Source organism: Streptomyces sp. NPDC016851 (genome assembly GCF_055562795.1).
In genome coordinates this window covers 248253-266093 of the sequence record NZ_JBVHEP010000007.1, presented here as the reverse complement: position 1 = coordinate 266093, position 17841 = coordinate 248253, and the positions used below count along the sequence as shown (strand labels likewise).

General features: G+C 72.0%; 13 protein-coding genes. 10 read left to right on the top strand and 3 right to left on the bottom strand.

Going from position 1 to position 17841, the window contains the following annotated elements; translation table 11 throughout:
- The first annotated feature begins 43 nt into the window (after nt 1–43).
- From ACZ3I3_RS14260 to ACZ3I3_RS14250, 3 genes are all read left to right on the top strand, one after another.
- Complete coding sequence (locus ACZ3I3_RS14260) at nt 44–649, top strand: YdbC family protein (RefSeq protein WP_307177836.1); 606 nt, start codon at nt 44–46, stop codon at nt 647–649.
- 151 nt (nt 650–800) lie between these two features.
- The gene (locus tag ACZ3I3_RS14255) at nt 801–1460 is read left to right on the top strand and encodes a histidine phosphatase family protein (RefSeq protein ID WP_467364888.1); all 660 of its coding nucleotides are present in this window, start codon (nt 801–803) and stop codon (nt 1458–1460) included.
- A 12-nt stretch (nt 1461–1472) separates the two neighbouring features.
- Nucleotides 1473–2381, top strand: a complete 909-nt coding sequence (locus ACZ3I3_RS14250; protein ID WP_467364886.1) for an ADP-ribosylglycohydrolase family protein — start codon at nt 1473–1475, stop codon at nt 2379–2381.
- A gap of 369 nt (nt 2382–2750) precedes the next feature.
- On the opposite strand, the gene ACZ3I3_RS14245 is transcribed toward ACZ3I3_RS14250, so the two are convergent.
- Entirely contained in the window at nt 2751–4298 is a 1548-nt protein-coding gene (locus ACZ3I3_RS14245; protein WP_467364884.1) for an MFS transporter, read from the bottom strand.
- A 187-nt stretch (nt 4299–4485) separates the two neighbouring features.
- Between ACZ3I3_RS14245 and ACZ3I3_RS14240 the strand changes: the two genes are divergently transcribed.
- From ACZ3I3_RS14240 to ACZ3I3_RS14230, 3 genes are all read left to right on the top strand, one after another.
- Nucleotides 4486–5106 carry a TetR/AcrR family transcriptional regulator gene (locus ACZ3I3_RS14240; RefSeq protein ID WP_467364882.1) on the top strand — a complete coding sequence of 207 codons (621 nt, stop codon included), beginning with the start codon at nt 4486–4488 and terminating at the stop codon, nt 5104–5106.
- Nucleotides 5107–5188: 82 nt separating this feature from the next.
- On the top strand, nt 5189–5890 hold the full coding sequence (locus tag ACZ3I3_RS14235) for a ribonuclease HII (protein WP_467364880.1): 702 nt from the start codon (nt 5189–5191) through the stop codon (nt 5888–5890).
- Nucleotides 5891–5958: 68 nt separating this feature from the next.
- The gene (locus ACZ3I3_RS14230; RefSeq protein WP_467364878.1) at nt 5959–6588 is read left to right on the top strand and encodes a hypothetical protein; all 630 of its coding nucleotides are present in this window, start codon (nt 5959–5961) and stop codon (nt 6586–6588) included.
- 352 nt (nt 6589–6940) lie between these two features.
- Here the strand turns inward: ACZ3I3_RS14230 and ACZ3I3_RS14225 are convergent, their stop codons facing one another.
- The gene (locus ACZ3I3_RS14225) at nt 6941–7555 is read right to left on the bottom strand and encodes a hypothetical protein (protein ID WP_467364876.1); all 615 of its coding nucleotides are present in this window, start codon (nt 7553–7555) and stop codon (nt 6941–6943) included.
- 361 nt (nt 7556–7916) lie between these two features.
- A complete protein-coding gene (locus tag ACZ3I3_RS14220; RefSeq protein ID WP_467364874.1) occupies nt 7917–10082 on the bottom strand; it encodes a RecQ family ATP-dependent DNA helicase in 2166 nt (721 codons plus the stop codon).
- Nucleotides 10083–10223: 141 nt separating this feature from the next.
- Here ACZ3I3_RS14220 and ACZ3I3_RS14215 point away from each other — a divergent pair, with 141 nt between their 5' ends.
- The 4 genes from ACZ3I3_RS14215 to ACZ3I3_RS14200 all read left to right on the top strand — a co-directional run bounded on the left by ACZ3I3_RS14215 (nt 10224) and on the right by ACZ3I3_RS14200 (nt 17821).
- The gene (locus tag ACZ3I3_RS14215; protein ID WP_467364872.1) at nt 10224–12080 is read left to right on the top strand and encodes a DUF4192 family protein; all 1857 of its coding nucleotides are present in this window, start codon (nt 10224–10226) and stop codon (nt 12078–12080) included.
- Between the two features lie 617 nt (nt 12081–12697).
- The gene (locus ACZ3I3_RS14210) at nt 12698–14620 is read left to right on the top strand and encodes a glycogen debranching N-terminal domain-containing protein (protein ID WP_467364994.1); all 1923 of its coding nucleotides are present in this window, start codon (nt 12698–12700) and stop codon (nt 14618–14620) included.
- Nucleotides 14621–14750: 130 nt separating this feature from the next.
- Entirely contained in the window at nt 14751–15509 is a 759-nt protein-coding gene (locus tag ACZ3I3_RS14205; protein WP_467364870.1) for an NUDIX hydrolase, read from the top strand.
- Nucleotides 15510–15619: 110 nt separating this feature from the next.
- Nucleotides 15620–17821 (top strand): ABC transporter ATP-binding protein, encoded by a 2202-nt coding sequence (locus tag ACZ3I3_RS14200; protein ID WP_467364868.1) that lies wholly within the window; start codon nt 15620–15622, stop codon nt 17819–17821.
- The last annotated feature ends 20 nt before the right edge of the window (nt 17822–17841 follow it).

The following is a 17841-nucleotide window of genomic DNA, read 5'->3' as shown; positions in this document are numbered from 1 at the left end:
CGAGAGTGACCGACGCCACGCTCCGTGGCCTTACCATGGCGCGGTGCTGGTCAAGTGGATTCGCTGCACCGTGGTGGACCGCCGCGGTTTCGAGCGGGGGCAGCGGAAGTGGGCGGGGCTTCTGGGGGAGCCGGGGTTTCGGGGACAGGGGGGTGGCTGGAGCCGGGGGCGGCCGGACGTGGCGCACATCTTCGCGTTCTGGGAGAGCCGCGCCTTCTACGACTCCTTCATGGCGCGGTCCCACGACCGGCTCGCGTCGGCCCAGTCGGGCACGTTCAAGGACGCCCAGGTCAGGCTCTTCGACTATCGCTTCGATGTGAAGACCGGTTTCGAACCGCGCTTCACGGACGCCGACCTGCTGCGCGTGGCGCTGTGCCGTGTCCACGAGGAGCGGGTCGAGCATTTCGTGCTGATGCAGGAGAAGGTCTGGAACCCGGCGATGGCCGGCTCGCCCGGCATGGTGCGCGGGCTGTTCGGTGAGGCCCCCGGGAACGAGTTCATGGTGCTGTCGATGTGGCGGTCGGCCGCCGAGCACGGCAAGTACCGCACGGAACGCGTGGAGAGGCTCGCCCTGAGGGCCCAGACGGAGGCGGACGTGGCGGCGCTCACCGGGGACGTCGTGGATATGGAGCCGAGCTGGACGGTCTGAGTTCCGGGCAGGCCGGGCGGGCCCGGACTGATTGATTCAGGCCGGACGGGAGTGCGACCTGTGTGATCTGTGGTGCAGGATGTGTGTGACCTACGCTGTATGGGGGCGGTACGGGTGCTCGATGTGGCCCCACCCGATCTAGGGTTTTGGCATGGCACGACCACGGCGCATCGTCCTTGTCCGGCACGGCGAGTCAACGGGCAATGTTGATGACTCCGTGTACGAGCGTGAACCTGACCACGCCCTGGCGCTGACCGAGCGCGGTCGGCGGCAGGCGGAGGCGACGGGCGAGCAGTTGCGCGCGCTGTTCGGCGGCGAGCGCGTCAGCGTGTATGTCTCCCCGTACCGCCGTACCCACGAGACACTGCGCGCCTTCCGCCTCGACCCCGGGCTCATACGGGTACGCGAGGAACCCCGGCTGCGCGAGCAGGACTGGGGCAACTGGCAGGACCGTGACGAGGTCCGCCTCCAGAAGACCTACCGTGACGCGTACGGCCACTTCTTCTACCGTTTTGCCCAGGGCGAGTCCGGCGCCGACGTCTACGACCGGGTCGGCGGCTTCCTGGAGAGCTTGTTCCGCAGTTTCGAGGACCCGGACCATCCGCCGAACGTCCTGATCGTCACCCACGGTCTGGCCATGCGGTTGTTCTGCATGCGGTGGTTCCACTGGACGGTCGCCGAATTCGAGTCGCTGTCGAACCCGGGGAACGGCGAGGTGCGCATGCTCGTTCTGGGAGACGACGGCAAGTACACGCTGGACCGGCCGTTCGACCGCTGGCGAGATCCCGAGACCTACGGGATCACTGGATAGAGTGGCAGGGCGATGACCGCTGATTCCTCCCCCGACGGGCGCCTGGACCGCGCCCTGGCCAGCCTGCGCGGACTGTCCGTCGGGGACGCCCTGGGCTCCCAGTACTTCGTGCCCGTGAACTACCCGCTGCTGAAGCGCCGCGAGCTACCGTCCGGGCCGTGGCAGTGGACCGACGACACGGAGATGGCCGGCTCCGTCGTCGCCGTCCTGGTCGCTCACCACCGCATCGACCAGGACGCCCTGGCCCGCTCCTTCGCCGAGCACCACGATTTCGACCGGGGCTACGGACCCGCGGTCAACCGCCTGCTGCGGCTCGTCAGGGAGGGCGGCGACTGGCGTGAACTCGCCGCCGGGCTCTTCAACGGACAGGGGTCCTGGGGCAACGGCGCCGCGATGCGGATCGCCCCGCTGGGCGCCTGGTACGCGGACGACCCGGAGCAGGCGACTCACCAGGCGGAGATCTCGGCCTACACCACCCACCAGCATCGCGAGGCCGTCGTCGGCGCCATGGCCGTCTCCGCGGCCGCCGCTTTCGCCGCGGCTCCCGGCGGGCCGCCCGGGGCCGAGGCCCTCCTCGACGGGGTCATCGACCTGGTGCCGAAGAAGAGCGCGGTGGGCGCGGGACTGCGCCGGGCCCGGGACATGCTCGACTACGCCGACCCGGCCACGGTCGCGGCGGTACTGGGATGCGGCCGGCGGACGACCGCTCACGACACGGTGCCCTTCGCCCTCTGGTCGGCCGCCCGAAGTCTCGGTGACTACCAGCACGCTTTCTGGACGACCGCGCAGGTCGGCGGGGATGTCGACACCACCTGTGCCATCGTGGGCGGCGTGATCGCCTCGGGCAAGGCGGGGGCGCCGCCCGCCGAGTGGGTGGCGCGGACGGAGCCGCTGCCGGACTGGGTGCCTGCGTCGGTCTAGCGGTCAGAACCTCTTCAGCGTCGGTCCAGCCGTCAGAACCGGTGGTCATCGGAACTCCCGGTGCGCATCAGAACGGATCCGACGTGCGTTCGGAACTCTCCGTGCCCATTGGGAACTCTCCGTGACTGACCGCTCGTTGTTGTGACATCAGCGGTGTGAGCCATGAGGCGGCACGCGCTGCGGGTCCCTAACGGGAGGGCGAAGGGGGTGATCATGGAGGTTCTGCTGGCTGTTCTGATCCACTGGTGGGACGTATGCACACGCCGCCCGGGACATGGGTGGCCGGTCGCGGACCGGCCCGGCAGCCGCCGGCAGGCCCCTTCCGGGCCCGTCGGCGAGCCGCCGAAGCCGTCTCGCAGTGCCTTCGCGTCAGCCCAGCCCCGGCCCGGCCGAGCCGGAGAGAGCCTCCAGGTCGCTCTTACGGACCCGGATCACCAGCCAGGCGGTGGCCAGGGCGAGGACGGCCATGGCCGCGGCCGGGATGAAGGCGGCGGAGATGCCCTGGGCCAGCACCTCGTGCCCCCACGGCGCGGGCAGCTGATGCGTCGTGGCGAACTCGGCCTTCTGCTCGGGAGAGCCCTCGGCCATGAACTTCGGAAGCTGCTTCTCCGCCTCGTCCCTGGTCGCGGTGCCGAACACGGTCGTCAGGATGGACAGACCCAGCGATCCGCCCACCTGTTGCGTGGTGTTGAGCAGTCCGGACGCGGCGCCGGCCTCGTGCTGGGCCACACCGGAGACGGCGGTGAGCGTCAGTGTCACGAAGTTCAGGCCCATGCCGAAGCCGAACACCAGCATCGGGCCGAGAACCCCGCCGACGTACGAGCTGTCGGAGCTGATGAGCGCTTGCCACGCCAGTCCGATCGCCGCGAGCGTCGAGCCCAGGACCATGAACGGCTTCGGGCCCAGCACCGGCAGGAACCGCTGCGACAGACCCGCGCCGAGCGCGATCACGACGGTCACGGGCAGGAAGGCGAGCCCCGCCTCGATCGGGGTGTAGCCGAGCACGTTCTGCACGAACAGCACGATGTAGAAGAACATGCCGAACATCGCCGCCGCGAGGCTCAGCATGATCACGTAAGTGCCCGAGCGGTTCCGGTCGGTGAACATCCGCAACGGGGTGATCGGTTCCTTGGCCCGGGACTCGATGACCCCGAAGGCCAGCAGCAGGACCACCGCGGCGGCGAAGGATCCGATGGTGAGGCTGTCCCGCCAGCCCTCGTCCGCCGCCCGGATGAAGCCGTAGACGAGGGACGCCATGCCCGCCGTCGAGGTCACCGCGCCCGCTATGTCGAAGCGTCCGGTGTGCCGTTCCGACTCGCTGATGTAGAGCGGAGTGAGCACGGCGATCAGCACGCCGATCGGCACGTTCACGAAGAGCACCCAGCGCCAGTCGAGCCACTCGGTGAGCATGCCGCCCGCGAGCAGGCCGATGGCACCACCGCCCGCGGACACCGCGGCGAAGACACCGAAGGCCCGATTGCGCTCCGGGCCCTCGGGGAACGTGGTGGTGATGAGCGCCAGCGAGGTGGGCGACGCGATCGCGCCTCCCACGCCCTGGAGGACCCGCGCGGCCAGCAACTGCCACGGCTCCTGGGCGAACCCGCCGAGCAGCGAGGCGAAGGTGAACAGCAGGATGCCGGTCATGAACACCCTGCGGCGCCCGAGGATGTCACCGGCGCGGCCGCCGAGGAGCAGCAGACCGCCGAAGGTGAGTGTGTAGGAGCTGACGACCCAGGTGAGGTCGGTGGTGCTGAACTTGAGTGCGTCTTGAATGTGCGGGAGCGCGATGTTCACAATCGTCGCGTCGAGTACCACCATGAGTTGGCAGGCCGCGATGACGGTGAGCGCGATGCCGGGGTGTCCCTCCCGGCGTGCCGCACCTGGCTTCTGGTCCTTGAGCAATGGAGAGGTTGTCACTATGGGTCCCCCACGAGTGCGTTAGTGAACGCTCGCGTTCACTGCCGCGTCAAAGGTAGTGAGTCCCCGACAGTGAACGCAAGCGTTCACTTGTGGCGTCGTCGTGCGGCACGTCCCCCTTTGCCGCCGCCCGGCACGTCCCCCCACCCCGGAATCCCCGCTTCATCTGCTCGTTGGAGAGAGTTCGATGGTTACCCCGAGCTGGGCGGACGCCCCCGCTCAGACGGCCGCCCGCCGCCGTGGCGCCGTGCTCGAACGCGCGATCCTCGACGCCGCGCTGGATCAACTCAGCACCGTCGGCTGGAACGGCCTGACGATGGAAGGCGTTGCCGCCGGTGCCCAGACCGGAAAGGCCGCCGTCTACCGTCGCTGGCCCTCCAAGGAGGACCTCGTCGCCGACGCCCTGCGCGCCGGACTGCCACTCTTCGACGCGGTACCGGACGAGGGGAGCGTGCGCGAGGACCTCTTGGCGCTCTGCCGGAGAGCCCGCGACGCGATGTTCTCCCGCCCGGGCTTCGCGCTTCGCTCGGTGATTCACGAATGTGACACGACGCAGGCCGAGCGCTTCCATGCCGTGATCTTCGACGGGGTCGTGGAGCCCACCATCAAGATGCTGCGGGAAGTCATCGAGCGTGGAATCAGGCGAGGCGAGGTGCGTTCCGACGCTGCGAACGGATACGTCTTCGACGCCATCCCGGCGATGATGATGTACCGCTCCAAGATGTGCGGCTGTGAATGGCGGGACCAGGAAATCGAGGAGATGATCGACCAGTTGATGGTTCCGCTGCTGCGGTCGAACGGCACCTGACCGGGGTCGGCCGGGGCCGTCGCACCGCTGAGCCCGACCGGGGTGTCGCGGGCGGTTCGGGGCGGCGTAACCTAGGGTCGCCATGCCGTACGAACCGCCTACTCACACCGTCGAGCGCTCCCTTCGAGCCACGACCGGAGCGAAGATCGTTGCAGGTGTCGACGAGGTGGGGCGCGGCGCGTGGGCCGGTCCCGTCACCGTCTGCGCGGCGATCACCGGACTGCGCCGGCCGCCCGAGGGTCTTACCGACTCGAAGCTGCTCACCATCAAGCGACGCACCGAACTCGCCGAGGAACTGCGGAAGTGGGTGACGTCGTACGCCTTGGGGCACGCCTCTCCAGAGGAGATAGACCGCCTGGGGATGACGGCCGCGCTGCGGCTCGCCGCAGGACGTGCCCTGGACGCCCTGCCGGTCCGCCCCGACGCCGTCATCCTCGACGGGAAGCACGACTATCTCGGTGCGCCCTGGCGAGTCCGTACGGTGATCAAGGGCGACCAGTCGTGCGTGGCGGTCGCGGCGGCCTCGGTGATCGCCAAGGTTCAGCGCGACAAAATGATGGCCGAACTGGGTATCGACCATGCAGACTTCGGTTTTGCGGACAACGCCGGGTATCCCTCACCCGTGCACAAGGCCGCACTGGCGGAGCGGGGCCCCACCCCCCACCACCGGTTGTCGTGGGCGTATCTTGATGCGCTGCCCCAGTGGCGGCACCTCAAGAAGGTCCGCAGCTGGACGGACGGAAGCGTTCCGGAAATCGAGGGTCAGCTGGGCTTCGATTTCTGACAGTTCCGTTCGCACGCATGCGCCACCCGCCGACGCGGGCCGTACCAACGTTTGATAAATATCAACCCATGCCTCTCATTCCCGAGGAGCCTCAGATTCACGAGAGTGCCCAGGGTCCCCGCGCCACTCCGGCCAGCGGCCGCACCGCGCCGACCCCTCGCCCCGTACCCGGCCCCCGTCCCGCGGCTCCGTCGCGCCCCGGCCGTCCCGGTCCTGTGCGACCCGCACCGCCGGTGCAGCGCACGCCGCGTGACGCGGCCGCCAAGCCCGTCCCGTCGGGTCCGGCAGCCGATGCCGCCGCTCCGGCCACCCCGCAGATCCAGCTGATCCCGGCTTCCGCCGAAGGCGCGCTCGACGCCGCAGAGGAGGCCGTGGACCTGCTCCTGGACTCCGGTCGCGCCCCCGGTGACGTCCTGGTGATCACGACCGGCGAACAGCACCCGTGGGCCGCCCACGAGCTGTCGTTCGGCGAGACCTCCTACTGGGCCCAGCACGACGCCGGTGACGACGTCTTCTACACGGACGCCACCGTCGCCGGACGTGCCGCGTCTCGTCCGGTGGTCGTGGTCGCCGTCAACGGCGGCGCCGAGGCCGCAGCCGCGAGCGCGCTGTCGCTGGCCCACTCCCGGGCCACCGCCCTGCTGATCGTCTGCGGTGATCCGCAGCGCATCAACTCGGTGCTGGGCACGAGCGTCTGAGTCGGTGCCGTGGCGTCCGGTCGGGCGCCGGGGGCTGACCTCAGGCGCCGCTCCGGCGGCTCCGCACGGCGGATGGTTCGGCATGCCCGGAGGGCTGGGCGCCGCGGCTGCGCATGGTCCTGCCGGGGTGGCCCAGTGCTGTTCGGGGATGTTCGTTCCCCGGTTGCCGGTCACAGGAACCGTGGTCTGCCGTAGGAAGGGGCGCGGCTCCTCAGCCCGTTGCGGGCCCTCCCTGTGCGGGACGATCTGCCCAGGGGCGGCCTGCCGCAGGGGGTCTGCCCCTCCTGGGGGCTGTCTCAGGGACAGCTTGTGCCTGGGACGGTCTGTCCCAGGAACGGTCTGTCCGGAGGCCTCAGCGTGCCGCCGCAGCGCGGCGCAGCACCTCGGAGGCGGCGCCACCGGTGCGTGGCAGCGGCGGCGGTGCCTCCGAAGTGTCGAACGGCTCCGGTGCCGACGCAGAGTGCGGTCGGCGTCCGCCGCGGCCCTCGCCGAGCACCTGCCAGCCGTCGCGGGTCAGCGTGATGTACGCCCCGCAGCGCAGCCCGTGCAGGGTGCAGGCGTCGCGCAGCCCCCACATCCACGCGCCGTCCTCCTCGGTCCAACGCGCGTCGCCCTCACGGCAGTAGAGCAGCACGGCGGTGCGTACCGGTGTGCGGCGTCGCAGGTCGTGCGGGATGATCCGGCGCAGCTGCGCCAGCAGCACGTTGCGGGACATCCAGCCGTCGGCCGCGGCCGTCCGGCGGACGAAAGAGGCGCTCGCCCGCAGCCGCTCGTCCGGATCGAGCACGGCGATGACGGCGGTCGCCGGCTGCGGGTGGTGCCGGGCGTGCAGTCCGCTGACGACTTCACGGGGGTTACGGAGAAGCGGGATCCCGGCGGCGGCCCATTCCGCGGGTTCGAGCAAGCGGTTGGCGGAAGCGGCGGACGTCGATGCCGCTGCCGAGGCCGGAGCGAATCCGAAGGTCACGGTCCTCCCTTCGGCTACGCGCCCGCACTGCGGGCGGGGTCGGAATCGGGGAGCGCGCACCGCAGCGAAGCCCTACCGGATCGGCGGTCGTACCGTGCGGGAGCGGACCTCAATTCTTCCTGTCGAACTTGAATGCGGCAACGAGCAATTGGCGCAGTCGACCGTTATCAGATGATGCGCGGCTAATATCCTCACCCTGTGCGTCGCCGGGCCACCCATGGGGCGTTCGAGCACGACACGTTCGTACGTCACTGGCGTGCGCGGCGTCCAGAGGTCTGCGCGACCGGGCAGGTGGGTGGCGGTGCCCGGTCGTAGGGCGGTGCCCGGCCAGGACCTGGCGGCCGCGCCTCCCGACGTGCTGTCAGCCCTGGACGGCCAGTACCAGCGGCAACACCCCCTGAGCACCGGAGCGCCTGAGCATGCGGGCCGCGACCGCGAGGGTCCAGCCGGTCTCCGTGTAGTCGTCCACGAGGAGGACCGGGCCCTGGGCCTCGGCGAGGGCGGATGCGAGGGCGGGCGGCACGGTCAGTGCCCCGTCGAGCGCCTTCAGCCGCTGGGCGCTGTTGCTCCGGGGCCCCGGGTACACGTCCCCCGTGTATGCGACGGTGCCCAGCAGGGGCAGCCGGCCGACTTCCGAGATACGCGCTCCCAGGGAGTGGATCAACTGGGGCCGTGTGCGCGAGGCGACGGTGACGACGCCCACCGGGCGGGGCTGCGGGTCCGGCACGCCCGGGGCCCAGCCGCCGGGTCCCTTGGCCCAGTCGGCCAGCACACCCACCACGGCCTTGGCCACGTCGTCCGGCACGGGTCCGTCGGGTGCCTGGGGCGCGAGCATGGGCCGCAGCCGGTTGCCCCAGCCGATGTCCGACAGGCGGCCCAACGCACGTCCGGGCGCGGCCTGTTCGCCGACCGGGATACGTCCCTTGAGGTCCACTCCGATCGCCGGCAGCCCGGTCGGCCACATCCGGCGGGGCTCCACCTCGACACCCGCACGCCCCAGGTCCACGCGCGCCGCGTCGAGCGCCTCCGCGGACATGTCCGCGGTGAAGCGCGGGCCCGCGCAGTTGTCGCAGCGACCGCAGGGCTTGGCGGCCTCGTCGTCCAGCTGGCGCTGCAAGAACTCCATCCGGCAGTCGGTCGTCGACGCGTACTCGCGCATCGCCTGCTGCTCGGCCTTGCGCTGCCGCGCCACCCACGCGTACCGCTCGGCGTCGTACGTCCAGGGCTGCCCGGTCGCGATCCAGCCTCCCTTGACCCGCTTGACCGCCCCGTCCACGTCGAGGACCTTGAGCATCGATTCCAGGCGGGAGCGGCGCAGCTCCACCAGGGGCTCCAGGGCGGGCAGCGACAGGGGCTTGTCCGCGTGAGCGAGGATGTCGAGCGTGCGGCGCACCAGCTCTTCCGACGGGAAGGCGAGCGACGCGAAGTACTCCCAGATCGCCTCGTCCTCCTTCCCGGGGAGCAGGAGCACCTCGGCGTGCTCCACGCCGCGTCCCGCACGGCCCACCTGCTGGTAGTAGGCGATGGGGGAGGAGGGCGAACCGAGGTGCACCACGAAGCCCAGATCGGGCTTGTCGAAGCCCATGCCGAGCGCCGACGTGGCGACCAGTGCCTTTACCTTGTTGGCGAGCAGATCCTCCTCGGCCTGCTGCCGGTCGGCGTTCTCCGTCTTGCCCGTGTACGAGGTGACCGTGTGCCCCCGCTGCCGGAGGAAGGCGGTGACCTCCTCGGCGGCGGCCACAGTGAGTGTGTAGATGATCCCGGAACCCGGAAGTTCGTCGAGGTGTTCGGCGAGCCAGGCCATCCGGTGCGCGGCGTCCGACAGCCGGAGCACGCTCAGGCTCAGGCTGTCCCGGTCGAGCGGGCCCCGCAGTACGAGGGCGTCCGAGCTGCCGCCCGTGCCGAGCTGTTCCGCGACGTCGGCCGTCACACGCGCGTTGGCGGTGGCGGTGGTGGCGAGCACCGGCACACCGGGCGGGAGGTCGGCGAGCATCGTGCGCAGCCGGCGGTAGTCCGGCCGGAAGTCGTGACCCCAGTCGGAGATGCAGTGCGCTTCGTCCACCACCAGCAGCCCGGTGGCGGCCGCGAGCCGGGGCAGCACCTGGTCCCGGAAGTCCGGGTTGTTGAGCCGCTCAGGACTGACCAGCAGGACGTCGACCTCGCCCGCGGCGATCTCGTCCTGAACGGCTTCCCACTCCTCGGTGTTGGAGGAGTTGATGGTCCGGGCGTGGATACCGGCCCGGGCCGCCGCCTCGACCTGGTTCCGCATGAGCGCGAGCAGCGGGGACACGATCACGGTCGGACCGCTGCCCTGCGACCGCAGCAGCGAGGTCGCCACGAAGTAGACCGCGGACTTGCCCCAGCCCGTGCGCTGGACGACCAGGGCGCGGCGTTTGTCGGCGACCAGTGCCTCGATCGCCCGCCACTGGTCCTCACGCAGCCGGGCCGTTTCCGAGATGTCCCCGACGAGACGGGCGAGGACCGTGTCGGCCGCCGCCCGGAGATCCGCGTTGCTCGTGTGCTCCATGCGTTCCATACAACAGGACGGCACTGACAGCGCGAGCGGTGCACGAGTCAATCCGGCACCTCGCTGTTCCTGTGACGTGTCCCTGATCGGAGTTATCCACAGGGTCAAGCGGAGCTTCGGATTCCGCGAGATCGTCTCCGCATGACGAACCACAGCGAAGCGACTGGATCCTCCGAAAACGGCGACATCACGGGACCCGACGCACAGGACAAGCACAAGGACGGCGGACCGCGGAGGCAGGCGGGCGAGGCGACCGGGCCGCACGTCCCCGGTCCCGCGTTCGACGGCCACGGCGGCGAGCACCAGGTCACCCTGCGCACCCCGGCCGAGCTTGCCGACGCCCTGCCCTATCTGCTCGGGTACCGCCCGGAGGACAGCATCGTCCTGGTCGCCCTGCACGACAAGGACGGACGAGGCCGGTTCGGGGGCCGGGCCCGCCTCGGCATCCCCGCGAACGCGGACGACTGGCCGTCAGCGGCCCGGCAGCTGGCCCATGGACTGGTGACGGGCAGCGAGCGTCGAGGGGCCCGCCCCGAGTCGATGGTCGCCTTCCTCTGCCAGGAACCGGAGAGGGGCGAGTCCGGCCGGCAGGTCATGGAGCGGCTGAAACCGCTGGCGCAGAGGCTGCGCGTGGAGTGCGGTTCCCTGGACGTGACGGTGGTCGAGGCGCTGTGCATCTCCGACGGTCGCTACTGGTCCTTCTGCTGTGACAACGCGGTGTGCTGCCCGCCCGAGGGCGCCCCCATGGGCCTGCCCGGCACATCGGTGCTGGCGGCCGCTGCCACCTACGCGGGCATTCAGGTGCGCGGCACGCTGCGGGAGCTGCGGGCCCGGCTGCTCCCCTGGGAGAACGCCGCCGCTCTCGAGCAGGAGAGCGCCCTGGACGTCGCCAGCCTGGCACTGGTCCCGAGGATCCTGGACGAGGCCGGCCGCACCGACGTCGCCGACGAGACTCTGCGACTGGCAGGGCGGGTCCTGGACCGCTTCGACGGGGCACAACCCGTCTCGGGCATGCTCATGGCGGATCTCCGGGACGACGAACTCCTCACGCACGACGAGGCGGCCCGGCTGATCCTCGGCCTCCAGGACCGTGCGACGCGTGACCGCGCGGCCGAGTGGATGGAGGGCGACGAGGCCGGACTCGCCCTGCGCCTCTGGCGGTCGCTGGCCCGCCGCTGCGTCGGCCCCTACGGCGAGCACGCCGCGGCGCCGCTCACTCTCGCCGGATGGGTCGCCTGGTCCACGGGTGACGAACTGGAGGCCCGGGAAGCCCTCGCCATGGCCCTGGGCGCGGACCCCGACTATCTCTTCGCCCGTCTCCTGCACCAGGCCTGCAACGAAGGACTCGACCCGGAATCGATCCGCAGTTGCCTGCGAGCGGAGCGCGACGGCCGTGGGCGCTCGGGAGCCGCCGAGTCGGCGGCCCGGGTCGACGGCATGGGTATCGGGGCAGGCGGCTCCCTGGCCCGGGCGGAAGAGTCTGTCGATCGGCCGGACGACTCCCTTGTCCCGATGGACGACTTGGCCGGGCGGGCGACCGGCTCCGTCGAGCAGCACGACACCTCCCCGGCTCGTTCCACCACCGACGAGGTGGCCCCGGGCGAGGCAGCCGCGTCCGATGTCGAGCCGGAGCCCGCGGCCGCGTTCGACCCGGAGCCCGCAGCCGCGTCCACGCCGGTGCCCTCACGGCGTCGACGCCGTACCCGTTCCGTCCGTTCCACCGGTGCTGCGGGCACCACCCCGGGTGAGGCCCGCAGGGGAGACCGCATCCCCGGCGCCCGGGCTCCCCGTCGGCGCACACCGGCAGGCCCTACGCACCCTGCCGGTGCCGCAGAGGCCGGCACGCGTACCGGGCGAGCGACCGCGGGCACCCCGCGGCCCGGCAGCGGACGCACGAGCGGCACGCGTGCGCATACGTCGGGGAAGACGGCCATGCCCTGCGGGGGCATCGGCCAGGAAGGCGTACAGCCCGGCCAGGGCACGGAGGGGGAGGAGTGAGTGTCCCCACGGGGTCGGCGACGCGCGCGGGGCGGGGACACGGGCGTGACCCGAAGGACGTTCACGCCGTTCACCTGAGTGGCGGAACGCCTGGACGGGCCGTGACGCCGCACCGCTCCTGCCCCGCCGGAACCCTCCGGCACCGGCGCCGAACCCGATCGAGGCGCACAGAGCGCAGAGGAAGCCTCTCCATGCATCAGCCGACTCCGCCCTCCGCCGCCGACGACCGCCACACCCCGGGTGGGCCGCCGGCACCTCGTGGGTCGGGCCCCGGCCGGCCGGAGGCAGGCATTCCACGGTCGGGGGCCCAGAACACCCCTCCGCGGGCGGCGGCACGTGTCGACGGCTTCGGGCCCAGGTTCCCCGGAGGTGCCTCACCCGCCTCGCCGCCCACCGGCCCGGACACCTGCCCGCCCTCGACACCGGCCCGGGGCCGTTCGTCACCCCAGGGGACGGGCCAGAACCGCCGCCCCGGTTCCGCGTCGGGGTACGGTTCGCCCTCGCCGCCCGTGGCCCAGAGCCGGGGCCCGTCCCCCACAGGGCAGCCCGCCACGCCGCCCCGGGGCGCCACGATCCCCGGGCTGCGCTGGTCCGCCGACCTGCCGCCCGCCCACACCATGATGATCTGTGTCGCGCTTCCCGGGCTGGCCATCTCGACGCAGGAAGGGCAGATGACCGGCCGGGGACTGGAAGGGTTCTACCGCGCCGGCCGACGGGTGCTCTCCCGGTGCGAGGTCCGCGTGGCCGGGCGGGAACCGCTCGCCGTGCAGGCCCGTATGGCCGCGGCCGACCGCGCCAGGTTCGTGGGCACGCTCCGCACGTCGCCGCAGGCAGGCCCGGATCCGGACGTGATCGTGGAACGCAACCGTCTCGCGGACGGCACGGAGCGGATCACCCTGCACAACTCGGCTCCCCGTCCGCTGCGTCTGCCGGTCGAGGTGTCCCTGGGCACGGACCTGGCCGACCTGGGGTCGATCGCCTCGGGCCGCGCCGGACCCGAACTCCCCGCCAGTGTCCACGACTCAGGCCTGCGCTGGTCCTGCGCCACCGGCAACGCGTCCGTCACGGCCGCACCGCCTCCCTCGGACGCCCTGGCCTCGGCCGGCCTGCTTCGGTGGGAGCTCGACCTGCCACCGGGCGGCAGCAGAACCGTGGAACTGCGGGTGCGGCCCGACGGCGCCGGTCCCCTCCGAGCCGTGGGCCGCGCGGCGACCAGCCCCCTCGCCGCTGCACGAGCGGAAGGCGACGACCCGAGAGTCCCCGCACTGCTGAGGACGAGCATCGAGGACCTCCAGGCCCTCCTGCTGCGTGATTCCGCGAACCCCGCCGACACACACCTCGCGGCCGGAGCACCCTGGCGCTGCGGTCTGGCCCCGGCCGACGCGCTCGTGGCCGCCCGGATGGCCCTGCCGCTCGGCACGGGCCTGGCGGCGGGGACGCTGCGGATCCTCGCCCGTACGCAACTGACCGGCCCGGGACCGCAATCCGGGATGATCCCCGGCCCGAGACGGGACGCGGGCCCGCACCTTCCGCCCCAGTGCACCGGTACGGAGGCCACGCTGCTCTTTCCCGCACTGCTCGCCGAGGCCCGCCGCTGGGGCCTCGGCGAGCAGGAGACAGAGGAACTGCTGCCCGCCGCCGAGCGCTGTCTGACCTGGTTGCGCACCACGGTGGGCGACGACACCTACCTGCGCGACCCGCATTCCGGCGGTCCCGTCCGCTGCGAGACACAGGCCCACGCCCACCGTGCCGCGCTCCTCGGCGCCGACCTGCTCGACGCCTGCGGCCGCACGGGCGGACCGGCACTCCGGCAGTGGGCACAGGCCATACGGACCGCCTTCCGCGGGGACTTCTGGGTCGACGACCTCGGGGGTGGCCGGCCCGCGGCAGCCCGCGCTCCGGACGGCAGGTTGGTGCCTCACCTGGGCGCGGCCGCCGTCCACCTCCTCGACACCGGCCTGCTGGGCGAGGGCGCCCTGGCACCGGGTCTGCTCGACAAGGTGCAGACCGAGAACCTCGCCAGGCTGCTCGGCAGCCCTGTCATGGACTCGGGCTGGGGCCTGCGCGGACTGGGCGCCAAGGAACCGGGGTTCAATCCGTTCGGCCACCGTGCCGGGGCCGTACGGGTCCAGGAGACCGCACTCGCCGTCGCGGGTCTGGCCGCCGCCGGCTACGACAAGGAGGCGACCTCGCTGCTGCGCGGCGTACTCGCGGCCGCCGGGACCTTCGCCCACCGGCTGCCCGACATGTACGCGGGGGAGCAGCGCACGGAGGGCAGCGCTCCGCTCCCGCACCCGGCCGCCTGCCGCCCCGCGGCCACATCGGCGGCCGCCGGAGTGCTGCTGCTGACCACGCTCGTCGGCATCCGCCCCGACGCCCCGGCCCGGACGGTGACCCTGCGCCCCATGCGCAGTGCGCCCCTGGGCGAGATCGGCTTCACGGGCCTGCGGATCGCCGGCGCCCCGTTCTCCGTGCGGGTCAGCCGGCTCGGCCTCGCCATGGTCGAGGAAGCGGCCGACGGACTTCAACTGGGGGTGTGACCTGGTACGACGTTCAACTGCTGGAGAACCGGGCCCCGCAGCGGATTCCATGTCCGACCGAAGTGGATCAGTCGCCGATGCGACCGGCGAAGGGAGTGTTTATCGTCAGGCAGACGACTATGATCGCGGCATGCCCTACGACCCGTCAGCGTTTCCGCCCTTCGCCGTCACCGTGGACCTGGTCGTGCTGACCGTTCGCCGCCATGCCCTGTGTGCGCTGGCGGTACGCAGGGGGGAACCGCCGTTCCAGGGGCGTTGGGCGCTCCCCGGCGGCTTCGTCAGGGCCGACGAGGACCTGGCGCAGGCCGCGGCACGCGAGCTGGCCGAGGAGACCGGACTGCGCGTCCACGACCCGTCCGTCCCCGCCCAGGACAACGGGGCGCATCTGGAACAGCTCGCCACCTACGGCGACCCCAAGCGGGACCCCAGGATGCGGGTCGTCAGCGTCGCCCACCTCGCGCTCGCTCCCGACCTGCCCGCACCCAGGGCCGGCGGCGACGCCAGCAACGCGCGCTGGGCCCCGGTGGAGGAACTGCTGCGGCAGGGCGGTTACGGGCGTGAGGCCGAACCGGTCGCGCCGCTCGCGTTCGATCACGCGCAGATCCTGTCGGACGGAGTGGAACGCGCCCGCTCCAAGATCGAGTACTCGTCGCTGGCCACGGCCTTCTGCCCGCCCGAGTTCACCGTCGGCGAGCTGCGCCGTGTCTACGAAGCGGTCTGGGGCGTGGCGCTCGACCCGCGCAACTTCCACCGCAAGGTCACGGGCACACCGGGCTTCCTCGTCCCCACCGGTGGGACGACCACCCGCCAGGGCGGCCGCCCGGCTCAGCTCTTCCGTGCCGGCGGTGCGACTCTCCTCAACCCCCCGATGCTGCGCCCCGAGGTCTGACGCGGGGCCGGAACGCCAGGCGCCCGCTGCCCGGACAAGGGAGATTATCGTGCCCGAGGCAGGCCTCGTGCTGCCCGAAAAACCGGACATAGCGCGCTATCTTGCTGCGGGTGATCCAGGCCTTCGGACTGACCAGCAACCCCCGCAAAGGGCTTCCGCCCGCAGCCGATGACGTCTCCTTCGAGGCGCGAGCGGGCCGCGTCACCGCGCTGCTCGGAGCGCCGGGCGCCGGCAAGACGACAGTCCTCAGACTCATGCTGGAACTCCAACAGGGCCGTGGCGTCACCTACTTCCGGGGCCGCCCCCTGCACCGCATCGCCCATCCCTCGCGCGAGGTCGGGGTGCTGCTGGGCGACGTGCCGGGGCACCCGGCCCGCACGGTCCGCGGTCATCTGCGCATGCTGTGCGCCGCGGCAGGGGTCCCGGTACGGCGTGCCGACGAAGTCCTCGAGGCGGTCGGGCTCGTGAGCCTGCGCGACGAACGCCTCGGCACCCTCTCGCGCGGCATGGACCGCCGCCTCGGCCTCGCCTGCGTCCTCCTGGCCGACCCGCACACACTCGTCCTCGACGACCCGGCCGACGGTCTGTCCGTCCGCGAGAGCCACTGGCTGCACGGCATGCTGCGCGCCCACGCCGCCCAGGGCGGCACGGTCCTGCTCACCACGGCCGACCCCAAGGAGGCAGCCCGTACCGCCGACCGTGTCGTCACGCTGGAGCAGGGCAGGCTCGTGGCCGACCAGGAGGTCGCGGAGTTCTCGCGCACCCGCCTGCGTCCCCGGGTCGCCGTACGCAGCCCGCACGCGGCGCGTCTGACGGTTCTCCTGACCAAGCAGGCCCGCACCGCGCGGCGCTCCGTCGAAGTCGTACGAGAAGGCGGCAACCGCCTCTCCGTGTACGGCAGTACCTGCGCCGAGGTCGGCGAGACGGCGTTCCGTCACGGCATCGTCGTCCACCAACTCGCCGACGAGATCGGCGACATGGGGCCGGGGGCAGGAGCCGCGCCGGCGGGTGAGCCGCATGTCCGCCGTGACCCGGTACCGGGCACGGCAGGGCAGACGGGGGGCGGCTCGCACGGAGCCGCCGACCCGGTGCGAGCCTCGGCCGGCGCGTTCGGGAACATCGGCGACGAGCCGGAGTGTGCCGTCCCAGGGCCAGGGCACGTCACCGACGCGCACCGGACGACCGTTGAGTCCCAGGCCGCCGACGGTGAACCACGCCCCTTCCTCGATGCTCCTGAGCCGGTCCCGGTCACCGCCGAGCCCGTGGCCGCCGGCGCCGAGTCGCGGCCCCCGGCTGAGTCACGACCTGCCGTTGACGTGCCGAAGCCGGTCGCTGACGAGCCGTTGTCCTCCGACGGGTCCGCGCAGCCCGCCACAGAGCCGCAGGAAAGCCCGGGCGTTCCCTCGGTCGGCCACTTGTCCGACGCCGATGCCCGTCCTGAGGAGACGACAGCACCTCTTGCTCTTCACCACGCGGGCGCACGCACGGCGCGCACGCTCGACGCACTGCCCCCGCTGCCGCCTCCCATCTCTGTCCGCCCCGCCCCCAGCCCCCTCCGCCCCCTTCGCTACGAGATCCGCCGTGCCGCCGGGATCGGCACCGGGTTCCTCACCGCGGCCGCCGTGCTCGCCGTGTCCGCCGTGACGGCCGTCGTGCTCGCCCGGATCGGGCACACCCCGCAACCGCGCCTGCTGGCCGCATGGCCACGGGAGCTGCCCCTGCCGCCCGCGGCGCTCGGTGCGGGACTGCTCGGCGCGCTGGCCTTCGGCGACGAGTTCCGCCACCCCGCACTGGCCGCGGACCGCGGCACCGTGCCCCGTCGGCTGGGGCTGCTGGCCGCCAAACTGCTCGTCGCCACGGCCACCGCGCTGTTGCTGGCCGCCCTCACCGTCGGCTGCGACGCCGAAGTGCTCTATCTCGTCTACGGACGGGAGCTCGCCCAGGTTCCCGCCGACTGGCTGCCCATGAGTGCGAGTTGGATCGGGCTCGTGGTCGGCTGCGCCTGGGCGGGCGTACTGGCAGCGGGCGTCTTCCGATCCACCACGGCCGGGCTCGCCGCCGTGGCCGCCGTGCCGCTTCTCGTCGTACCCGCGGTGCACAAGGTCCTGGAAGGACCGTCCGTGCGGACCGCGGCGGGACTTCCCGTGCGGCTGCGCGAGGCTCTCCTGCCGCGATGGCCCTTCGGGGGAGAGCGCTACCTGGAAGCCGCGCTCAGCGTGATCTCCCAACCTGTCGGCGGCGCACTGACGTTGTCGCTGACCGCACTGCTCTGCGCGTACCTGCTCACCGCGCTGCGGAGCCGGTTCCGGTGACGACTGTCCGTAACCCTTAG

What these genes read in the sequence shown, in the direction of transcription:
- ACZ3I3_RS14230 (WP_467364878.1), top strand. Translation starts at nt 5,959, where the DNA reads ATGCCTCTCATTCCCGAGGAGCCTCAGATTCACGAGAGTGCCCAGGGT.
- ACZ3I3_RS14210 (WP_467364994.1), top strand. Translation starts at nt 12,698, where the DNA reads ATGATGATCTGTGTCGCGCTTCCCGGGCTGGCCATCTCGACGCAGGAA.
- ACZ3I3_RS14220 (WP_467364874.1), bottom strand. Translation starts at nt 10,082, where the DNA reads ATGGAGCACACGAGCAACGCGGATCTCCGGGCGGCGGCCGACACGGTC.
- ACZ3I3_RS14235 (WP_467364880.1), top strand. Translation starts at nt 5,189, where the DNA reads ATGCCGTACGAACCGCCTACTCACACCGTCGAGCGCTCCCTTCGAGCC.
- ACZ3I3_RS14255 (WP_467364888.1), top strand. Translation starts at nt 801, where the DNA reads ATGGCACGACCACGGCGCATCGTCCTTGTCCGGCACGGCGAGTCAACG.
- ACZ3I3_RS14215 (WP_467364872.1), top strand. Translation starts at nt 10,224, where the DNA reads ATGACGAACCACAGCGAAGCGACTGGATCCTCCGAAAACGGCGACATC.
- ACZ3I3_RS14205 (WP_467364870.1), top strand. Translation starts at nt 14,751, where the DNA reads ATGCCCTACGACCCGTCAGCGTTTCCGCCCTTCGCCGTCACCGTGGAC.
- ACZ3I3_RS14240 (WP_467364882.1), top strand. Translation starts at nt 4,486, where the DNA reads ATGGTTACCCCGAGCTGGGCGGACGCCCCCGCTCAGACGGCCGCCCGC.
- ACZ3I3_RS14250 (WP_467364886.1), top strand. Translation starts at nt 1,473, where the DNA reads ATGACCGCTGATTCCTCCCCCGACGGGCGCCTGGACCGCGCCCTGGCC.